Here is an 18241-nt window from a genome sequence, read left to right as displayed (position 1 = left end):
CTCACGCTAGAGATTCCGTATCGCTTCCCACTGCTTCTCCAAGCGCTTCGCAGACACCGCGCCTTTAGCACCCAGTGTCTGCGCAAACAACGACACCCGATACTCTTCAATGGCCCACCGGTAGGCTTCCAGCTCGGGGCTGCTGCGTTGCTCTTTGCGCAACTTTTCCGCTTTACTGGCGTAACGCTCCCAAAAGCTGTTCAGCTCGTCGATGTACATCTGTTCCCGCGGCGACACCCCGCTGCTCCGATTCAAACGCACCACCATGGCCGACAAATAACGCGGCAATTCATGCCGCCATGGACGCGGTGTTTTTAGCAGAAAACCGCTATAAACCAAACGCTCCAACTGTGCTTTAACATCGGAATACACAAACGCCAAAGCAAAAGAAATACGCCCTTTCAAGGTTTTGGCAATTTGATGTACCGATGACATCATGCCATGCACTTCCAAGCTCAACTGCTCAGCCACCTCAGTTAAATGGGCCCGTCCGGTTTCTAAGGCGGCTAAAAAATCTTCCTGCCGCCGCAGGTCGCAAGCACCTTCGGCGTTCTCCACCACCGCCTCGACAATGGCCGTTGCCAACAAATCATCCAGCAAATCCCGACTTTGTCCGTGTGGCGCAAACAACAACGCCGTTTCCCGGTATTTGGGCAGGCGTGAACCGAGGTATTTTTCCTGCTCGGCCAAGTGCAACCGCGCCAAGCGCAACACCCCTAATCGATGCTGCTGTGCCGCATAATCCGGGTCGGTAAACAGCTCGATCGCCACCGAATGCACCTTATCCACTAACGCAGGATAGGTGGTGATCACCATGCCCGCTTGCTTGAGCTGATGCGTTTCTGGTACGTCACCGAAATCCCAACGTGTTAAGCCATCGCGCTCCAACCCACTGCGTTTTCGCGGCACCGGTTGAGTATCGGCAACGGTAATCGCACTCCACAACGCATGCAAATCACGCCCCTGAGTCAGCGTTTTCCCTCGCTCGTCCACCACCTTGATGTTAAACCGCAAATGCTGGTCAATGTTGTCGGGCTGCCAGTCTTCCGGCTGAATACGCACACCTTTCAATCGCCACAGGCGCTCGGCCAGTACTTCCGTGAGCGCAACGTTATCGGGCTCGACACCGTCCAAGGCTTGGCGAACCGTATCAGGCACTGGCACTAAGTTGCGACGTAACGCCTTGGGTAAGCACTTCACCAAAGCGATGGCTTTGTCTTCCAGTAAGCCGGGCACCAACCAGTCCAGACGCTCGGGTGAAAGCTGACGTAACGCCACGGCGGGAACGACAGCGGTAATACCATCGTCCTGTTCGCCGGGGGCAAACTTGTAGGCCAAGGGAATTTCCAAACCATTAAAACGGAAGTGGTCCGGATAGGCCTGCTCGGACGGCAGTTCGTCCTGCTGGCGCAAGTCTTCCGGTTTGAAATACAAACACCGTGGGTCGGCTTTCTCGGCGTCTTTGCGCCATTTTTCAAAACCTTTGCCGTTCACGATGTGCTCCGGCAAACGTGCGTCGTAAAACGCAAATAAGGCTTCATCGTCCACACGAATATCGCGCCGACGAGCCTTATCTTCCAGCGTTTCTACTTCATCCAACAAGGCTTGATTATGCTGCGCAAACGGCGCTTGGGTGCGGTATTCGCCTTCGACCAAGCCCTGCCGAATGAACAACTCCCGGCTTTCTTTCGGATTAACCGCACCGTAGTTGACCAACCGCTTGCCAACAATCACCAACCCATACAACGACAAGGTTTCCCACGCCATCACCTGGGCACGTTTGGCTGAAAAATGCGGCTCGGAATAGGCGCGTTTCAACAAGTGTGGCGCCAGGCTTTCACACCATGAAGGGTCAATTTTTGCCACCGTACGTGCATACACCTGGGAGGTTTCCACCATTTCGGCGGCCATCAACCACGCTGGCGGCTTGCGGTACAAGGCCGAACCGGGAAACACCACGCACTGACGGCCACGCGCTGCGGTAAACACCTTACCTTCTTTCCATTGCGCAATCTGGCTGAGCATGCCGGACAATAAAGACTGATGAATGGCCGAACCGGTGCCCGGTTCTTGATTAAACCGCAGGCCCATGTCTTTGCACATAATCTGCAATTGCCGGTGAATTTCACGCCATTCACGCAACCGCAGCACATTCAAATATTCTTTCTTGCAGAACTGCCGAAACGGATTCGTACCCAGCGCCTGCCGCTGCTCCTCCGTGCGCTGCCAGAGGTTAAGAATGGTCAGGAAGTCCGACTCCTTATCCACATCTTGCGCGTGTTTTTGCTGCGCTTGCGCCTGTTTGTCTTGCGGGCGCTCACGCGGGTCTTGCACGGCCAAAAAAGACACAATCACCAACACTTCCGTTAAGCTGCTGCGCTGATCGGCTTCTAACAGCATGCGTGCCAGCCGTGGGTCTACCGGCAAGCGAGCGAGCTTACGCCCTAACGGTGTGAGTTCGTTACTGTCATCCACTGCGCGTAGTTCGTGTAGCAGTGTGTAGCCGTCTTTAATTTGCCGATGATCCGGCGGATCGATGAACGGAAACCGATCGACCGCACCCAGTTTCAGGTGCAGCATCTGCAAAATTACCGACGCCAAATTCGTGCGCAGGATCTCCGCATCGGTAAATTCGGGTCGCAAATTGAAATCGTCTTCAGCGTACAACCGAATACATACACCGGGTGCAATTCGTCCGCACCGCCCGGCGCGCTGATTGGCCGACGCCTGTGAAATGGGTTCAATCGGTAAGCGCTGGACCTTCGATTTGTAACTGTAGCGACTGATGCGGGCCACACCGGTATCAATCACATAATGAATGCCCGGCACCGTAATGGACGTTTCCGCTACGTTGGTCGACAACACCACACGCCGGCCTTTACCGGCGCTGAATACTTTTTGTTGGTCAGCCGCGCTCAGCCGAGCGTACAGCGGGAGTACATCCAAATGCGCCAAGTCCGCATCTCGCAGCACTTTTGCCGTTTCACGAATATCGCGTTCACCGGGTAAAAATACCAACATATCGCCGCCCGTCTGCGGCGTTTGCCCGGCCCGTTCCATGGCCAGAATTTCCTCAACAGCGGCTAAAATCGCTTCCGGGCCACCGGCCGCATAATCCTCATGTTCGATCGGCGGCCGGTACAAAATATCCACCGGGTATGTCCGACCCGACACCTCAAACACCGGCGCTTGGTTAAAATGCGCCGAAAAGCGTTCCACATCAATGGTGGCCGACGTAATGATTACCTTGAGATCAGGCCGTTTTGGCAGCAGGCGATTGATGTAGCCTAACAGGAAGTCGATGTTCAACGAACGTTCGTGCGCTTCGTCGATGATCAGGGTGTCATACTTGTTCAAAAACGGATCGTTCTGTGTTTCCGCCAGCAAGATACCGTCCGTCATCAACTTGATTTGCGTCACCGGGGTGGTGTCGTCAGTAAAACGCACCTGATACCCCACCTGCTGCCCTAGCGGCACTTTCAATTCTTCGGCAATCCGGGTAGCGACCGCACGCGCCGCCAAACGCCGGGGCTGGGTATGACCGATCAACCCTTGCGTTCCCCTACCCGCTTGCAAACAAATTTTTGGTAACTGCGTGGTTTTACCCGACCCCGTTTCACCCGCCACAATCACCACTTGGTGCTGCTCAATAGCCGCCTGCAACTGAGCCGCTTGCTCACCTACCGGCAGTTGCGCATCCACCGTGACTTTGGGCGTGTTCAAACGGCGCTGCTGCACCTGCGTTAAGCTGTGCTCTGCCTTGCCTAGCCAACGTTCAAAGTCGGCCAGAATGTCATCACCCGCTGTCGAACGCTGCCGCAAACGCGCGAGCTGCTGCGTTAGCGCATGGCGGTCCCGACATTGAACGTGGGTGAGAATCTGTTCGGCTTGTGGCCAGGAAGGTGTTGCAGACATAACGCGCCAGGATCAGCAAAATGGGCGCGTAGTATAAGGAACTGCGTAGGTAATGGGTAGGGAGGGATGGTTAAGGTGCGGTGCGGTGCGGCGCAGTCCGGCCAACCGCACACTCCACGCTTTTTACGTTTATTATTTCAGGATTTGCTACCAACCGGCCTGTCACCTCATCGGCTTGCAGTGTTGATCCACAAATCCATCGAGTTCAGAAACCGAACGAACGATGAAAACGGATTTATGGGCCGAATAACTGTGCAACCGACGCGAAAAATCGTCATTCCAAAACTTGGGACACAGCCTTAACACCTTATAGCTTGCCAAGGTTCCTTTTAACACCGAACTGCCATCCGGCCAGCCTTCCGGTTTTATGAAAAGCCCTTTGAGCAGCCGCTTGGTCACAAACCAATAGCTTGTGGTGTAAGGGAGATCGACGTAGATCAACGTATCCGCCGCCTCAAGACGCTGGTTAAAAGCCCCTATTGGGCCAAAACCATCAATGACCCAACGCTCAGACGCTAGGATATTCTCATGCGCCGCATCAAACGTTGGGCGATCCACCAGCGCACCGTTCTTCTGGTAAACGATGGAATCCAATTGATGCAGAGGAATGCCGGTCGCTGATGATAGCGCCTTGCTCAACGTCGACTTACCACTGCCCGGTTTACCAAACACCGCCACTTTGTTCATACTGCCTCCAAACATAACGCTTCCAAAGCAGCAGAAACAAAAAACCCACCGCTTTGGGTGGGTTTTAGATACATCACGGCAACAGCTATCCCACCATTCTCAAGGAATGATGATAATTCGTGCGGGCTGTTGTTGAAGGTATCGGTTCATACCCGCATCGTCTTACACGGCTGGCAGATCGTCAAACGTTTTTTGCCAGACAAGTAATGAAACAACCAACAACCCATAGCAGTTAAATGATCGACTATCCGTTTATGGTCAAGAAAAATGGCGCAAAAATCACACAACGCTGAAATCTCTGCCAACAGCTCTGCTGGCGACCTTTTTAACTCCGTCAGCCAGTTTACAGCCACTCCAACCCTGAATATGGCTTTTCCTTCAACGCCTTTAAACGGGTTTGTAAATCGCCACTGTGGGCTTCGAGCTTGTTGCCATCTGGATCTAAAAAATACACCGAATCACCTTCACTGACGTTTTGCTTCCACTCGATGACTCCCGCATCACGCAACTTTTTTCTGAATTCAGCGAAATCTTGCTCCGCGATATCAAATGCGATGTGTGAATAATCCTGACTTGGTGAAACGTCATCGCACGACAGACAAAACCAAACACCGCCAAGGCTAAGGTAAGCGCCACGGTCCCAACGGACATGGGCTTTCATACCTACGAACTCCGTGTAAAACGCAAGAGAGCGCACTACGTCACTGATGGCAATGGTGATGTGATTTAGGCCTTGAAGCATAAACTTTTCATTCATAGAAACAGAGTTTGAAGTCCAACGGTATTATCGGAATTATGTAACAAATGCACAAACCCAGTAAAAACAATGTTTTACCGGGTTTATATTACAAATATTACTTAATTCCCAACACCTCGTTAACCAAATCATCAAGTTCCTGTTGTTCTTCTTCCGAAATGTCACCACCAGACATTGTTGCTATACGGGCAATCTCGCTAATAGCCAGGTGAACACTATCCATATCGTCAAACTCTGGTATTTTGAGGTATTCAGCAACGCTGGACCCGAGGCTCAATAGTGAGCCGTAAGCCATCACAGCTTTTGCTACATAGGTTGAATTGAGAAAACCTGTCAGAAACGCAGCATGGTCTTCTGTTTCCACCGGGATAAAGTAGAGTTTATGGTCAGGCACAACGACTTTGGTCCCTAATATTTCGTCCTCAACAGGACCAATATAGGCCGCGAAAAACGTTTTGTTGTTCATTTCCCGCCACAACACTTTATACGGAGAAAACGTATATTGGCCCGTACTCCAGAGGGAGTAATATGGTTTGTTCTGTTGGAAGCGCTTTAAACTGGACCGAACTTTTAACTGTTCTTTAAATTGCTCCAGGAACTGGTAGGTATTTGGGTAATCGAATGGCAGATCAGGATCTCCATGCATCTCTCGTTGCGGCACGAGAGAATGAAACGGTGTTGGAACGGCCCTAAACTTCGTCACATCCTTTCCTCTGAGCATAGGGAAAATGTGCTCTGCTTCAACGACATCGGTTATCTCAGGTATTCCCTTTGTACGCCCTTCCTGCACTCTGTTTCGGATAGTCACGTTTCCATTAGTCATTTGCTTATCCAGGATGTCTACCCAAAATATGGCGTGCCTGTCGGTTGTAATACCTTTTCTGGCTACATAGTGGCTTTTTCCTTCATTGAACACATATTTAAACACCTTGTGCTCTTTCTTTGTCGCAATTAGCCATGGACGCGAATCGTTCTTACCGCCAGGTGCGGGCTTTGCAAATAAGTTTTCACTTTCTGCCTGTTCACGAAAGTCTGATGCATCTGAAAAAGAGCGGATGGTTTTGTTTTTAGCGTTTTTCGCTGACCATTTTTTGTAAGTGATTGGATACCTGGTATTTTCACCACGCTCAACAACCAGTAAAGTCGGAAAGTTACTGACACCATCAAAGGGCTTAATGGCGTTGTAATCTTCCACCAGAGTCACCGCACAATTGATACGGCCTTCATCAATTTTAAAGCGTCTGAAGCCTTCACTGGATTCATTTGAAAAAACAGTACCGGTTATGAAAAATCCAAGTCTTCCACCGTCCTTCAAATATTTTCGAATAGCCTCAAAAGTGATGACGGTAGAAATATCAGACTCAATGCCTCCAACCCATTTATCAGAGCTAAATACTCCCATACTTCGGCATTTGTCATTAACGGCTTTGACATAGGCTCTTGGTAAGTGGCTCCATTTAACCCAGGGAGGATTACCACAAATGAATTTAACCGGACTTATCGAACCCGCTCTGAATCGCTCTGCAAGGATAGAACACCATATTCCATCCCAACCTTCTTTATGCAGCTCAACCAATGTATTAACCGCATTATTGAGGGCTGTTTCCTCTATTTTGTTGAGGTTTAATGATGCGACCATTTTAAGAAGGTGTTCAGATATCTTACTGGCGGGTAAGTCATCCATAATCCAAAGTTTAAGCTGCTGAAATACGGCATAGAATTGGTCATCCAGAATCAGTTTCTCTGGCACTCTGAACAGCTTTTCGCCTTTATCTGTCAGAAGATTATATTCATAACAACCATCAGGGTGAATATTGGCCGTGTTGATGGCATCAGCCATGTATACGGGAATTGTTACAGGATTTTGTGGGTTTAAATATGGAGCTATAAACGTCACGATAGAGCCTTTCGCACTCAATACGGCAAGAGGATTAAGATCTATGCCGTACAGGCCGGACAACAACTCAACTGCATCCGCTCCAGGTTTTGCAACTCTTCTTCGCCTTATTGCTTCAAGCAAAAACGTACCTGATCCACAGGTAGGATCAAGCAGGTCAGATTCCAAATCCCATTCAATAACATCAAGCCCATGTTCTGCCAGCCAGTCTGGTGTATAGAACTCACCAAGCGCGTGTCGAAGCTCGCGGGGTACGAATCCTTCATATATCCCCTTAAACAGATCTCTGGTACTTTCAGGTCGTTTCTTACTGATTTCAAAATCAACGATTGATAATTCCACCAACAAGTCGTCAATAACCTTTGCAAATTGAGTCCAGTTGTCGTCTTCCAGATACCAGGAGAAGAAGTCTCCGGCATACATATTTGAAATACCCGCATTCTTGAACAACTTTCCGGTTTCCATTGAATTGATACGCTCCTGAACATCAATGGTTGTATTCAGGATGTTTTGTGTGGAGCCGGGCAAAGCACATGCGGCGACTATTTTAGCCAGTAGTGCAATGTAAGTATTGAGTGAAAATAAATATGCCGATATGTTTTTTGTGTACTCAGCGTCATGATGAGCGCTTTGCCGCTCTATCAGGTTTCTCATTCCGTCAGGCTGAATCCCAACAACCTGACCAAAGAGGCGGTTCCATTCAGTGTAGAGCAGCTTTTCCTTTGAAGTGCCACCTGCATCTGCTAGGACGATTGCATCAAAAAACATAGGAATGAGTTGTTGCCCATATTTAGAGTCAGGTCCAACAACTTCTTTTAACAGGATGGCTGAAACCAGTGGTGTCCCGTTGTTGATGAGTTCCTTAATGAGTCTTGTCGCGGCTTTTTCATCAAAAGCCTGTAAGGTTTCCCACACTGGCACACCGGACGTATCATGACGACCAAATGCTATACTCTCGCCGTCCCACGCTACCATGGTGTAATCTGACAGCTCACGACCTTCATCACGATGCAAAAGTTGGGCGTATTCTTCGGCCTGTCTTTTGCCATGTTTACACTTTCCATTATTCTTTTTATTGAAGGACTTTGGGCCTTCATACTCAATAATGACAGCGCCGTGAGCAGAGTCGACCCATTTATAACCACCTTTTCCATCTGGCACCCGCCGCTGAATAGGGCAAGGTTTCCAGATACCGTTCAGGTTTCGGCTAAGTTCTTTAAATGACAACTCAATTTCGTGCTGCAACTGATACTCGTTCTGAGCGCTTTCAGTCTTCTCAATGACATCCTTAACTAGCTGGACTGCGTGTTGTTTCATTATTTCCTGCGCCTTACTCTTTTCTGTTTCCACCAAACTGACCATCTTTTGCAGCACCTCTAGGCTTATTGGGTTCAAGCTCTACGCTTTCGATGACAGTTTTAAAGTCCAGACCTTTCTCTGCCATCTCTCCCATGAGAACGACAACAATGGCCCAATGCGCCGGGATCTTTCCGGTCTTAGAATAGTTGGTTAGTGAGTTGGGATTGAGTTTCACGATTCTGGAAAACTCACGCCCGGAAATACCCGCTTTGCCTAACTGACGTTTGAACTCTTCATAATCCATACTGACAGATACTGTCTTTATATACAGTAAAATCCTCATTCGATGTGTATGCTAAAGATTTGCCATTTAAACATAGAATTATTTTTAATGTACATTAAATAATGTTTGCTTTTGCTTGATGCACATAGATCTAGTGAGGGGAGGACAGTATGAAAAACAGAAAAACAACATTTTCTGTTGTGAATCACCCCGGTTTTGTCTGAGGCTGTCTGGCCGGTCTTTCCAGTCGTAGCAGCCACTGTCTGTGAGACACCTTCAGCCATAGACTCAAATACCGTACTCCGTAGCTGGTGCCATGAGCCGATATGAATCGGTATCTGTCTTGGGTGCTTCCGACAGAATCCGCTGCCACTCAGCGTACCCCCGTTGGGTATGTTTAGGAGGCCGTTCTCCAGCTTGAGCTTGTCGTTTTCCTTGCGCAGCCGTTTCAGCTCCAGAGACTCGGCATCCCCAGTTGCAGGCTTCGGTTTAGTAGGTGTTTTGCGCGGCGTTTTCGATACAGCTTTTTTGCTCCTTGACGGGCGTAATAGCCCTTCTCGATATTCTTTGCGCCATCGTGACAGCATGAACGGATGAATGTCCATGGCGAGCGCAACGTCTTTAATCAGTACGTCAGGATCGAAGGTCATTTCGACGGACTTGCGCTTAAATTCTAGGCTGTACTGCTGTGTCTTTTTGGCTAAATTGGACTTGAGCATGGTGCACCTCTTCGGTTTAAAGAGGCGTCCGTTTTATTGGGTCAAGATCACCGTCGCCGTGACTTGCCTGGTTAGGCTCAACCCAGAACTGAGCCCTCACGCTCAATGAAATCGAGCCACTTCTTGAAATCTTTTTCCGACATTTGCACCAAGCGCTCAATATCCTTACCGGATCTCACGACCCCAAGCATGTTAAAAAGTGCTGCAAACGCGGTAACTTGATAATGAAAAGAAGCCCACGCTGGACTCTTTAGCAAGCACTGCTTCGCCAAAATCGGTGCGCCTTCCTGGTACTCGTCCGGAAGAGGAAGACTGTCGGGAACACAGCTCTCTATTCCGTGAAGCAAATCATGACTATGCTCCAGAGCGTACCGAAGCTTCTCCCCCACATAGGTGAGCGGCGGACCGTTTCTTGATTCGTTTTTCTCATAGGCCGGCCCATTCGTGCTTTTCATGAAGTCATCGATATCCATACTTAAACCTCTGTTCGTTTACTGGCCTAACACCGCAATCACGCGCTTGTCGCGTGCATTGCATTATTAGCTCATATTTTTGCATTCAAGTAGTGAAATAATGCCGCAACCGTGTTCACTATATACAAGGCGTCATCTTCATCAAGAAGACCCTCGTTCGGGTGAGCTAGGCTGTTATGGTTCCTTATCTCGTTGAATTGGTGAACGATATTCGACGACGTGTTTAGTACCTTTAATACTCTATCGTTCTCCGTCAACTCAAACTGGCCTCTCAAGGATTTGTATATTTCATTTATTCCGTCTCTCGGCCCGATCGTCAGGCCATTACCTTCTGCCTTTGACTTCAAAAATGCATGGAATGCCGTATGAAGCCTATCGATACAATTCAAAAATCGTCCGTCAGCTTGCGCTTCTCGGAATTCATCAATGCAACGCTTTAGCGTTGTATCAGGCGCTTCAATATCCGGAAGATCAATTGTTGGATGCTCTTCGAGCTTCTCTGTGAGTGCTACGGTCATAAACCGGATGTAATACTCGGTTATTTCCTCAATGGTGCTTTTTATTTGGTTCAGCGCCTGCCTGAAACCCGGATCGGTTTCCTTCTCACCAAGTGCGACATACTTGTCAATGTCTACCACCGCATGAAGGTAGTAAAATTCGTCCCCAAATGCGTTAGTTCCCTCGAATAAGCGCCAGGGGACTTTACGAAATATCTTCATGGCTCTGTCGTGTTTTCGACCCCGAAGCAGCTTCTCTATGTGAGATCGAGTCTTCGCCCAGCTTTCTTCCGGCACCTCTCCAACTCTGATAATTTCGTTGCTACCACCACTTGTGAGAAGTCGTTGCATATGCTTCCTTCTAAGCTAACAGTTTATTTCTGCGTATGCGCGTTTTTCTGGAAAGCCTAAAAAGCCGAACTCCTTGTAACCCACTGTTTCAGTTAGTGTTTTCTGACTTTCCATCAAAATCTCTCCTAGAAAAACGCGCATGCGTGTTAATCTTTTTAGCCATCTTCAAAAATTGCGCATAAACATGCAAAAACGATTTTTAAGTCATGTTTTTATAGGGTTATAAATTTCAGCCGCTGAAAAGTGAGCATAACCAGAACATTACTATACAGAAAAACACGCATTGCAGAGTTGGCAAATTTTGGAGCAGTGAAACTGTAAAGCCGGTTAGATACGCTACCGCCCTTCCGTGTACGTGGCACCTTGGGTGTTGCGCGGAATGAATGCCGCGCGAGTTGTTGTGTTAGTTTTAGTGCATACGAGTGGCAGAGTCAAAGTTTTTATTAGGTTTTTGGTGGTGGATTCCCGCCGATTCGCGGGAATGACGAGCGCAGTTATGCACAGGACGCAGGGGTATGCCTTAAGGCGCGCCTTCCGGCCTGCCGTGAAGCGCCGAAGGCATGGCCCAAAAGTCCGTGCCGGGGCTGGGGTTTATGGATTCCCGCCGATTCGCGGGAATGACGGGGCGGCGCGGGAATGACGGGCGACTCGTGAGTCGCCCCTACGTAACAGCGGCTTTAGGCGTCGGTGTCGCGCAATTCACGGCGCAAGATTTTACCCACGTTGGTTTTGGGCAGTTCTTTGCGGAATACGAACTGGCGCGGTACTTTGTAGGAGGTGAGTTCGCCTTTGCAATGTGCAATCAGTTCTTCTGGCGTGACTTCTTTGTTGGTGACCACGAAAGCTTTTACCGCTTCGCCTGATTTCTCGTCTGGCGTGCCGACCACGGCGCATTCCACTACGGCGGGGTGTTTCACCAGTACGTCTTCCACTTCGTTCGGGTAAACGTTAAAGCCGGATACGATGATCATGTCTTTCATGCGGTCAACAATGCGAATGTAGCGGTCTTCTTGCAGTACGGCGATGTCGCCGGTATGAATCCAGCCGTCTTCGGTGATGGTTTTGGCGGTTTCTTCGGGGCGTTTCCAATAGCCTTTCATCACCTGTGGGCCACGTACCAAGAGTTCGCCCGGCTCACCAAAGGGTTGGTCCTCGCCTTGTTCGTTCACCACGCGAATTTCCGTACTGGGGGCTTGCAGGCCAATGGTGCCAAGCTGCCCGAATCCGGGCGGATTGAAGGCCACTACGGGTGAGGTTTCCGTCATGCCATAGCCTTCGCTGATGGCGCAGCCGGTCATTTTTTCCCAGCGTTCGGCGGCTTCGCGGGTTAAGGCCATGCCACCCGAAATGGTGAGCTTGAGGTTACTGAAATCCAGCTTTTGGAAGTCTGCATTGTTCATCAGCGCCACAAACAGGGTGTTCAAGCCTGCACAACCGCTGAACTGCCATTTGCTGAGTTCTTTCACAAAGCCGGGAATGTCACGCGGGTTGGGAATCAACACGTTGTGGTTGCCGGTTTCCATAATCACCAGGCAATGCACGGTAAAGGCATAAATGTGGTACAGCGGCAACGGTGCGACAAAGGTTTCCTGGCCCGGTTTAAGTGCCAAGGCGAAGTATTCATAGCATTGCAACATGTTGGCAATGAGGTTGCCGTGGGTCAGTTCGGCCCCTTTGGCTACGCCTGTGGTGCCGCCGGTGTATTGCAATACGGCGGTGTCGCTTTGCTGTTTTGCTACGGGGGTAAAGGTTTTCCCCTGCCCCATGGCGAGGCAATCGCGCAAGGGTTTTACGGCGGTGGTGTCGTATTCCGGCACCATTTTCTTCACGCGTTTTACGACAGTGTTCACCAGTACACGCTTCAATAGCGGGTGCAGGTCGGCAATTTCGGTACAAATGATCTGTTCAATCGGCGTTTTGCTTTTTACTGCCAAGGCTTTGTCGGCCATGCCCGCGTACACAATCAACAGGCGTGCGCCGGAGTCGTTAAACTGGTGTTCCATTTCCCGTTCGGTGTACAGCGGGTTGGTGTTCACCACCACCATACCAGCGCGTAAAACGCCCCACACTACGACAGGGTATTGCAAAATATTGGGCAATTGCACGGCCACGCGGTCGCCGGGTTTGAGGTCGGTCTGTTGCTGCAAATAGGCCGCGAATTGCGCGCTCAGGTTATCCAGTTCGCCGTAGGTCAGAGTTTGTCCCATGCAACTGAAGGCAGGACGCTGACGGTATTCCGCGACGGATTTTGAAAACAGGTCAGTCACTGAGGCGTAATGTGTCATGTCGATGGTGGCATTCATGCCACCGGGGTACTGCTCCAGTGCGTATTGGCTCGCCATAATTGCTCCGAGATTTCTTGTTTTATGAATAAGGATGGTTCTGGGCTGTCTTAATTTTATCGTTGCTTGGGCGCAGTGTACGCCCTTCACCGGGCGCTGTTAACCTCCCCCTAGGGTTAGGGGTTCGGGCTGTTTCAGACTATGGACAATACCGCATTGAAGGTCAGGATTATTAACTCAGAGTTGGTCAATGTTGCTGCTGTGTCCGTTGCCGAAGCACGCGGCGGAGCACTTTACCTACGGCGCTTTGTGGCAAGCTATCGAGGCAGGTGACGGACTTGGGTACTTTATACCCGTCCAGACGCGCCCGGCAGTAGTGGATCATTTCTTTGTCGGACACCGCTTCGTCGATGGGCACCACATATAGATGAATCCGCACATGCCCATGCCCGTCCGGCTCGCCGACCACGGCACAGGTTTTCACCTTGGGGTGTTGGGCAACCACCGCTTCAATTTCAGACGGGTAGACGTTGAATCCGGCCACCTGGATAACGTCTTTCAGGCGATCAATAACGGTGAGATTACCTGCGTGGTCTAGACGGCCCACATCACCCGTGCGCAGCCAGCCATCTTTTGACAATACCGAATGCGTGGTTTCGGGGGCATTCCAGTACCCGGCAAAGACTTGTGGCCCGCGCACCCATATTTCACCCACCTGTTCGGATGGTAGCTGCGTGCCATCAACCGCACGAATACTGACCTCGGTATGCAGTAGCGGCTTGCCAACATGCCCCTCGTAAGGTTGAGTCAACGCGGCCATGGTGACGGCTGGCGAAGCTTCGCTGAGCCCATAAGCATTCACCAACGGCGCTTGCGTGGCGTGTTCCCAGCGCTGCGCCACCATTTGGGTTAGTGCAGCACCGCCCGCCAAGGTCCATTTGAAGCCGTGAAATGAGAGATGGGCAAACTCTTTATGATTCAGGGCGTGCTCAAACAAGGTTTGAATGCCGACCATGGCGGTCACATCCCATTGTTTTAAGGTGCGAATCAGGCCGGTGATATCACGCGGGTTGGTGACCAATATACTGTGCGCACCCAAGGAAAACAGACAGAGACAATGCGCCGTAAAGGCATAGAGGTGATACAACGGCAACGGGGCCATCACGCGCTCTCTACCCGGTATTAACGCCTGAGTATCCGCCGTGGGGTCGGTCAGGTGCTGTTGCAATTGCGCGACGTTAGCCATGAGGTTGCGTTGCGTCAACATGACGCCTCGCGCCAACCCGGTGGTACCCAAGGTATATTGAATTAGGGTCACGTGATCAGGCGTTAAGGCCGGTGCTTTGAAGGCATGGGCTTCACCCTTCAGCAACGCGGCCATAAAAGGGGTGGCGTTTGGTAGGTCAAATTCGGGGACGCGGCGGTGCAAATAACGCGCAACGGTGTTGATCATAAAACGTTGATGGGTGGTGTGCAGGTCGCCCAAGCGCGCCATCAAGATATAGTCGGGTGCAATGTCGCCGTGTAAGCGCTCCACCAGGTCGCCAAAGACTTCCAGGAAGACCAAGGCACGGGGTGCACTGTCACGCAGTTGATGCAGTAGCTCATCCTGACTTAACAAGGGATTGATGTTAACGAGCACAAACCCGCAACGCAGTATGGCATGCGCGACGATCGGGTATTGCAGGTTATTGGGCAGCAAAACGGCAACGCGATCACCGGGCACCAAGTCGGTTTCATGCTGCCAATAGGCCGCCAGATTGGCGCTTAAACGCTCCAACTCGCTGTAGGTGAGTGTCACACCGATGTGGGTAAAAGCGGGCCGATCGGCAAATGCCTCGTACGCCGCTTCTAACCATAGGTTTATGCTGTTGGGCAGATCAAGTTCTTGGGTGTGCATACCCTATACTCTACCTCTAGCTTTTCGGATGCTGTTAAGGCTGCTCTTGAGGTTGCTTTTATGGTTTCTTGGGTTCGTCTTCCGGCAATTCGTCGCCCATCAAGGAATCATCCAGCATGTCGTCGATGTCGTCATCACTGAGGTCGAATTCATCCGGCGCGAGCTTTTCGTCAAACGCGGAGTCATCGTCTGAAATAATGTCTTCCCAGTCGTCCAGATCATCCACCGACTCCAACACTTCATCCGTACCTGAATCCCGAATGCCCAAGCTCTCCAGATCAAACTCTTCATCCAGTACCGACGGTTCTTCGGCGGCTTTCTGCACAGCGTCACTGATGGTCGGGATGTCGCCATCGTCCTCGACCGCATCTCCGTCCATTTCCGGTTCAGCGGCGGGAGGTGCTTCAGCGGGTTTTGGTGGGTCGACATAGATTTCTTCATCGACTTCTTTGCCATCAAGCTCTTGCAAAACGGCTTTTTCGGCCTTGGTTAAGGGCTCGTCGAGGTCTAATTCATCGACCTGATTGCGGCTTTCAAACTTGCGATACGCCAGGTACAACAGCACCAAAACCAGCAATCCAGAACCTGCGGCTAATGCGTACGGCAGCCAGTCGCGCACATTCGAGCCGCTTTGTGCCGGTGCTGGTTGCTCAAGGAAATCCAGCTCTGGCAGTGGCTCCGGCATGGATTCTGGGGGCTCAACCAATGCCGGTTGTTCAACGACCGGTTCAGGTTCAGGCATCGGCTCAGGTTCCGGTACGGGTTCTGGTGCCGGGGTGGGCGCTGACGGTACTTCGGCCATCGTCGGCTGCGGCTGCGGTTCCGGCATCGCGGGTGCGGCAGGTTCTGTGCGCTGGGCACCGATGCGGATAGCATCGCCAGCGACAACCGGGAAACGCAACACGAAGGGATCAATGGCCAGTTCGCCCAAGATACTGTTTGCATCGGAGGTTTCAATGCTGGCTTCTACCACGTAGTTGCCCTGCCCCCGATCGGCAGCCACTTGCAATGACCAGTATCCGGCAGTTTGCGGTACAAAAGGTAGGAAACGCGCACTGCCGTCCGGGCCATCGACCTGCCCCATTACGCGCACGGAAGCACTGTCCAGGTCGCCTAAATTGGGGTAAATGCGCAATTCATAGGTAGTGTCTTGCGGGATCACCTCTACCGCCACTGGCTCGCGGACATTGAACGACACCACGCGACGCCGGTTAAACGTTTGGCCGTTGGCCTCAATGATAATGTCGTAGCTGCCGGTGGTTGCGGGCAAAGGTAAGTCGCCGACAAACCCGTCACCTTGTCGGGTGAGCGTTCGGCTCTGCACAACGTCCATGCCCGAGCGTACGGTGGCTGACACTTCAATCAGGTCCAGGAAAGCGCTATCGGTCACGCGGCCATTACGGTCTTGAAAATAGGTCCGCAACGGCAGGGTCGTGTTACCCGGTACGCTGCGCGGAATGTCATCGACCCGCAGGCTCAAGTCGCTGACCACGGTTACGCGTGAATCTTCACCAAGCGTACCGTCAATGCGCCATGTGCCCGCTGGTGGGGTGCGGAAGGTGACCAAATCAAACTGGGGTGTGGCTAACCACCGGCTGGATGTGGGGCGGTTATCCACTGTGTAGCGCTGACCGTCCGGCGTTTGAAACGCTAAGGCAGCGTCTGAGCCACGGAAAATCAGGGCGGTAAATTCGCTGACGGACGCATCAACTCGGAACGTTTGGTCGCTGGCAATGGACACTTCATCCGGTGCTTCCATGCCCATACTGCTGTTCAGAATCTGGACAAAAATAGCGAGCAGCTCTTCGGCGTTAGATGCCGTTTCGTTCAAGCCACCGGTTTGCGCGGCCAATTGGCTCATGAGCACCGTATCGATGTCATCAGACAAGCCAATACTATGAATGGTGCCGTTGTACTCGGCAATACGGGGTGCCAGTACATTGAGGATGCGATCACGTTCGCGGCGGCTGGCGGCATCGTTCGGCGGAATATCCACCACGCCGTCGGTCAGTACGATGTAGTGTTTTTCGTTTCGGCCGGTGCTGTAAGAAAAATCGTAACTGGCACGTTCCAGCGCTTCACCGATGTTGGTGTACAGGGCAATGGAATTGATTTGCGTGGCCCGTTCCCGCGCTTGGGCGCGCCATGCGTCGTTCACTTCCCCGTGCGGTACCAGCATATTGACGTACTGACCGAAGGTCCAAACGCCCGCCGTGCTGCCTTCCGGCAGCATTTCCAACAACAGGTTAACGGCCGGTACACGCAGGTTGTCGGGGTCGGTATCGGCCATACTGCCGGATATGTCAACGATGATACGCAGATCTAATGGATTGCCACTCTGCGGCGCGTTCTGCTGGGCCAGCACAGGCATAGCCAACACCAGCAAACTGAGCAGGCTAACGAATGTCTTTAGAACAGAGCTCTTTGTTGAAGCGTTTGGCATACCGACCTCATGAACGCGTGCACTGTCCGAGCGGAAAACCTCCGCCCGGCCCCTGTGTATGTGAATCAGATGATTTGCTGCAAGAAACGACGTCCTTGCTCAGTGACGTACCAGCGTACACCCTTCAAACCGTTAACTCGACCGGCCAAGCCTCGCGAAGCCAATAAATTGAGGGTTTTCACCAAGTCCCCTTCGTTGTAGTCGGTATCAGTACTTAAACCGCGCAAAGAGCGGAAAATGTAGCGTCCGGTGCCAAGGCTTTTGAGGACATTTGTTGCCGTTACGTCGACTTCATCCGGCAAAGGAACGGCACCATGGTTGTCGTCATCGGTGGATTCGTTTTCCGTTTCGCTTTCGATCATCGGAGCGATTTGCACCATCAAAGCATGCATCTGGTGTTCCAACGCTTCCGAACGTTCACGCGCTGAACGAGCAGTTTCCATGATGCGATCGGTGGTGCTGATGATGAACACTCGCGAGGCCAAAGCGGCTATCAAACAGAACCCGGCGAATAGAACAAACTGGCCTGGGTCACCTTCGCTGGCGCTGATCAAGTCGCTGCCGAGCAGGCTCAGCACAACAGGCACCATGAACGAAGCGGCTCCACCCACCACCAAGCTGCGCGGCAGGCTGACGACATCAGGGTCATGCTGACCATGCAGATAATAGTTCACCAAGCCGCCAAAGAGACCGGCCATCAACATGACCGCGATCAGTACAAAAACATGAGTTAACATC

Annotated in this window: 12 protein-coding genes; all 12 read right to left on the bottom strand. The window is 51.4% G+C overall.

Translation table 11 applies throughout. The features are described from left to right. Positions 1–6: 6 nt before the first annotated feature. The 12 genes from hrpA to ACFOSD_RS08435 all read right to left on the bottom strand — a co-directional run bounded on the left by hrpA (position 7) and on the right by ACFOSD_RS08435 (position 18240). Positions 7–3915 carry an ATP-dependent RNA helicase HrpA gene (hrpA, locus tag ACFOSD_RS08490; protein ID WP_380695486.1) on the bottom strand — a complete coding sequence of 1303 codons (3909 nt, stop codon included), beginning with the start codon at positions 3913–3915 and terminating at the stop codon, positions 7–9. 162 nt (positions 3916–4077) lie between these two features. Beyond that, positions 4078–4602: an adenylate kinase gene (locus tag ACFOSD_RS08485; RefSeq protein ID WP_380695485.1), complete on the bottom strand. Its 525-nt coding sequence runs from the start codon at positions 4600–4602 to the stop codon at positions 4078–4080. A gap of 343 nt (positions 4603–4945) precedes the next feature. After that, entirely contained in the window at positions 4946–5344 is a 399-nt protein-coding gene (gene fos, locus ACFOSD_RS08480; protein WP_380695483.1) for a fosfomycin resistance glutathione transferase, read from the bottom strand. A 112-nt stretch (positions 5345–5456) separates the two neighbouring features. Beyond that, complete coding sequence (locus ACFOSD_RS08475) at positions 5457–8618, bottom strand: N-6 DNA methylase (protein WP_380695481.1); 3162 nt, start codon at positions 8616–8618, stop codon at positions 5457–5459. Next, positions 8587–8859, bottom strand: coding sequence for an XRE family transcriptional regulator (locus ACFOSD_RS08470; RefSeq protein WP_380695479.1), 273 nt, complete (start codon positions 8857–8859; stop codon positions 8587–8589). Before ACFOSD_RS08470 ends, ACFOSD_RS08475 begins: the two co-directional genes overlap by 32 nt. 35 nt (positions 8860–8894) lie before the next feature. Further along, positions 8895–9557, bottom strand: coding sequence for a transposase (locus tag ACFOSD_RS08465; protein ID WP_380695477.1), 663 nt, complete (start codon positions 9555–9557; stop codon positions 8895–8897). Positions 9558–9634: 77 nt separating this feature from the next. Further along, entirely contained in the window at positions 9635–10030 is a 396-nt protein-coding gene (locus ACFOSD_RS08460; RefSeq protein ID WP_380695475.1) for a hypothetical protein, read from the bottom strand. Positions 10031–10101: 71 nt separating this feature from the next. Then, the gene (locus ACFOSD_RS08455; RefSeq protein WP_380695473.1) at positions 10102–10878 is read right to left on the bottom strand and encodes an abortive infection family protein; all 777 of its coding nucleotides are present in this window, start codon (positions 10876–10878) and stop codon (positions 10102–10104) included. 677 nt (positions 10879–11555) lie between these two features. After that, complete coding sequence (locus tag ACFOSD_RS08450) at positions 11556–13220, bottom strand: AMP-binding protein (RefSeq protein ID WP_380695471.1); 1665 nt, start codon at positions 13218–13220, stop codon at positions 11556–11558. A 187-nt stretch (positions 13221–13407) separates the two neighbouring features. Next, on the bottom strand, positions 13408–15060 hold the full coding sequence (locus tag ACFOSD_RS08445; RefSeq protein ID WP_380695469.1) for an AMP-binding protein: 1653 nt from the start codon (positions 15058–15060) through the stop codon (positions 13408–13410). A 58-nt stretch (positions 15061–15118) separates the two neighbouring features. Next, on the bottom strand, positions 15119–17503 hold the full coding sequence (locus ACFOSD_RS08440; RefSeq protein ID WP_380695467.1) for a VWA domain-containing protein: 2385 nt from the start codon (positions 17501–17503) through the stop codon (positions 15119–15121). 65 nt (positions 17504–17568) lie between these two features. Then, the gene (locus ACFOSD_RS08435) at positions 17569–18240 is read right to left on the bottom strand and encodes a YEATS-associated helix-containing protein (protein ID WP_380695465.1); all 672 of its coding nucleotides are present in this window, start codon (positions 18238–18240) and stop codon (positions 17569–17571) included. Between the last annotated feature and the right edge of the window lies 1 nt (position 18241).

Source organism: Salinispirillum marinum (genome assembly GCF_042650105.1).
Lineage (GTDB): Bacteria > Pseudomonadota > Gammaproteobacteria > Pseudomonadales > Natronospirillaceae > Salinispirillum > Salinispirillum marinum.
Note: the sequence above shows the minus strand (reverse complement) of the source record. Positions and strands in the feature narration are given on the sequence as shown.

Excerpts from the sequence above, each read along its gene's own strand:
- hrpA (WP_380695486.1), bottom strand. The coding sequence starts at position 3,915 with ATGTCTGCAACACCTTCCTGGCCACAAGCCGAACAGATTCTCACCCAC.
- ACFOSD_RS08485 (WP_380695485.1), bottom strand. The coding sequence starts at position 4,602 with ATGAACAAAGTGGCGGTGTTTGGTAAACCGGGCAGTGGTAAGTCGACG.
- fos (WP_380695483.1), bottom strand. The coding sequence starts at position 5,344 with ATGCTTCAAGGCCTAAATCACATCACCATTGCCATCAGTGACGTAGTG.
- ACFOSD_RS08475 (WP_380695481.1), bottom strand. The coding sequence starts at position 8,618 with ATGGTCAGTTTGGTGGAAACAGAAAAGAGTAAGGCGCAGGAAATAATG.
- ACFOSD_RS08470 (WP_380695479.1), bottom strand. The coding sequence starts at position 8,859 with ATGGATTATGAAGAGTTCAAACGTCAGTTAGGCAAAGCGGGTATTTCC.
- ACFOSD_RS08465 (WP_380695477.1), bottom strand. The coding sequence starts at position 9,557 with ATGCTCAAGTCCAATTTAGCCAAAAAGACACAGCAGTACAGCCTAGAA.
- ACFOSD_RS08460 (WP_380695475.1), bottom strand. The coding sequence starts at position 10,030 with ATGGATATCGATGACTTCATGAAAAGCACGAATGGGCCGGCCTATGAG.
- ACFOSD_RS08455 (WP_380695473.1), bottom strand. The coding sequence starts at position 10,878 with ATGCAACGACTTCTCACAAGTGGTGGTAGCAACGAAATTATCAGAGTT.
- ACFOSD_RS08450 (WP_380695471.1), bottom strand. The coding sequence starts at position 13,220 with ATGGCGAGCCAATACGCACTGGAGCAGTACCCCGGTGGCATGAATGCC.
- ACFOSD_RS08445 (WP_380695469.1), bottom strand. The coding sequence starts at position 15,060 with ATGCACACCCAAGAACTTGATCTGCCCAACAGCATAAACCTATGGTTA.
- ACFOSD_RS08440 (WP_380695467.1), bottom strand. The coding sequence starts at position 17,503 with ATGCCAAACGCTTCAACAAAGAGCTCTGTTCTAAAGACATTCGTTAGC.
- ACFOSD_RS08435 (WP_380695465.1), bottom strand. The coding sequence starts at position 18,240 with ATGTTAACTCATGTTTTTGTACTGATCGCGGTCATGTTGATGGCCGGT.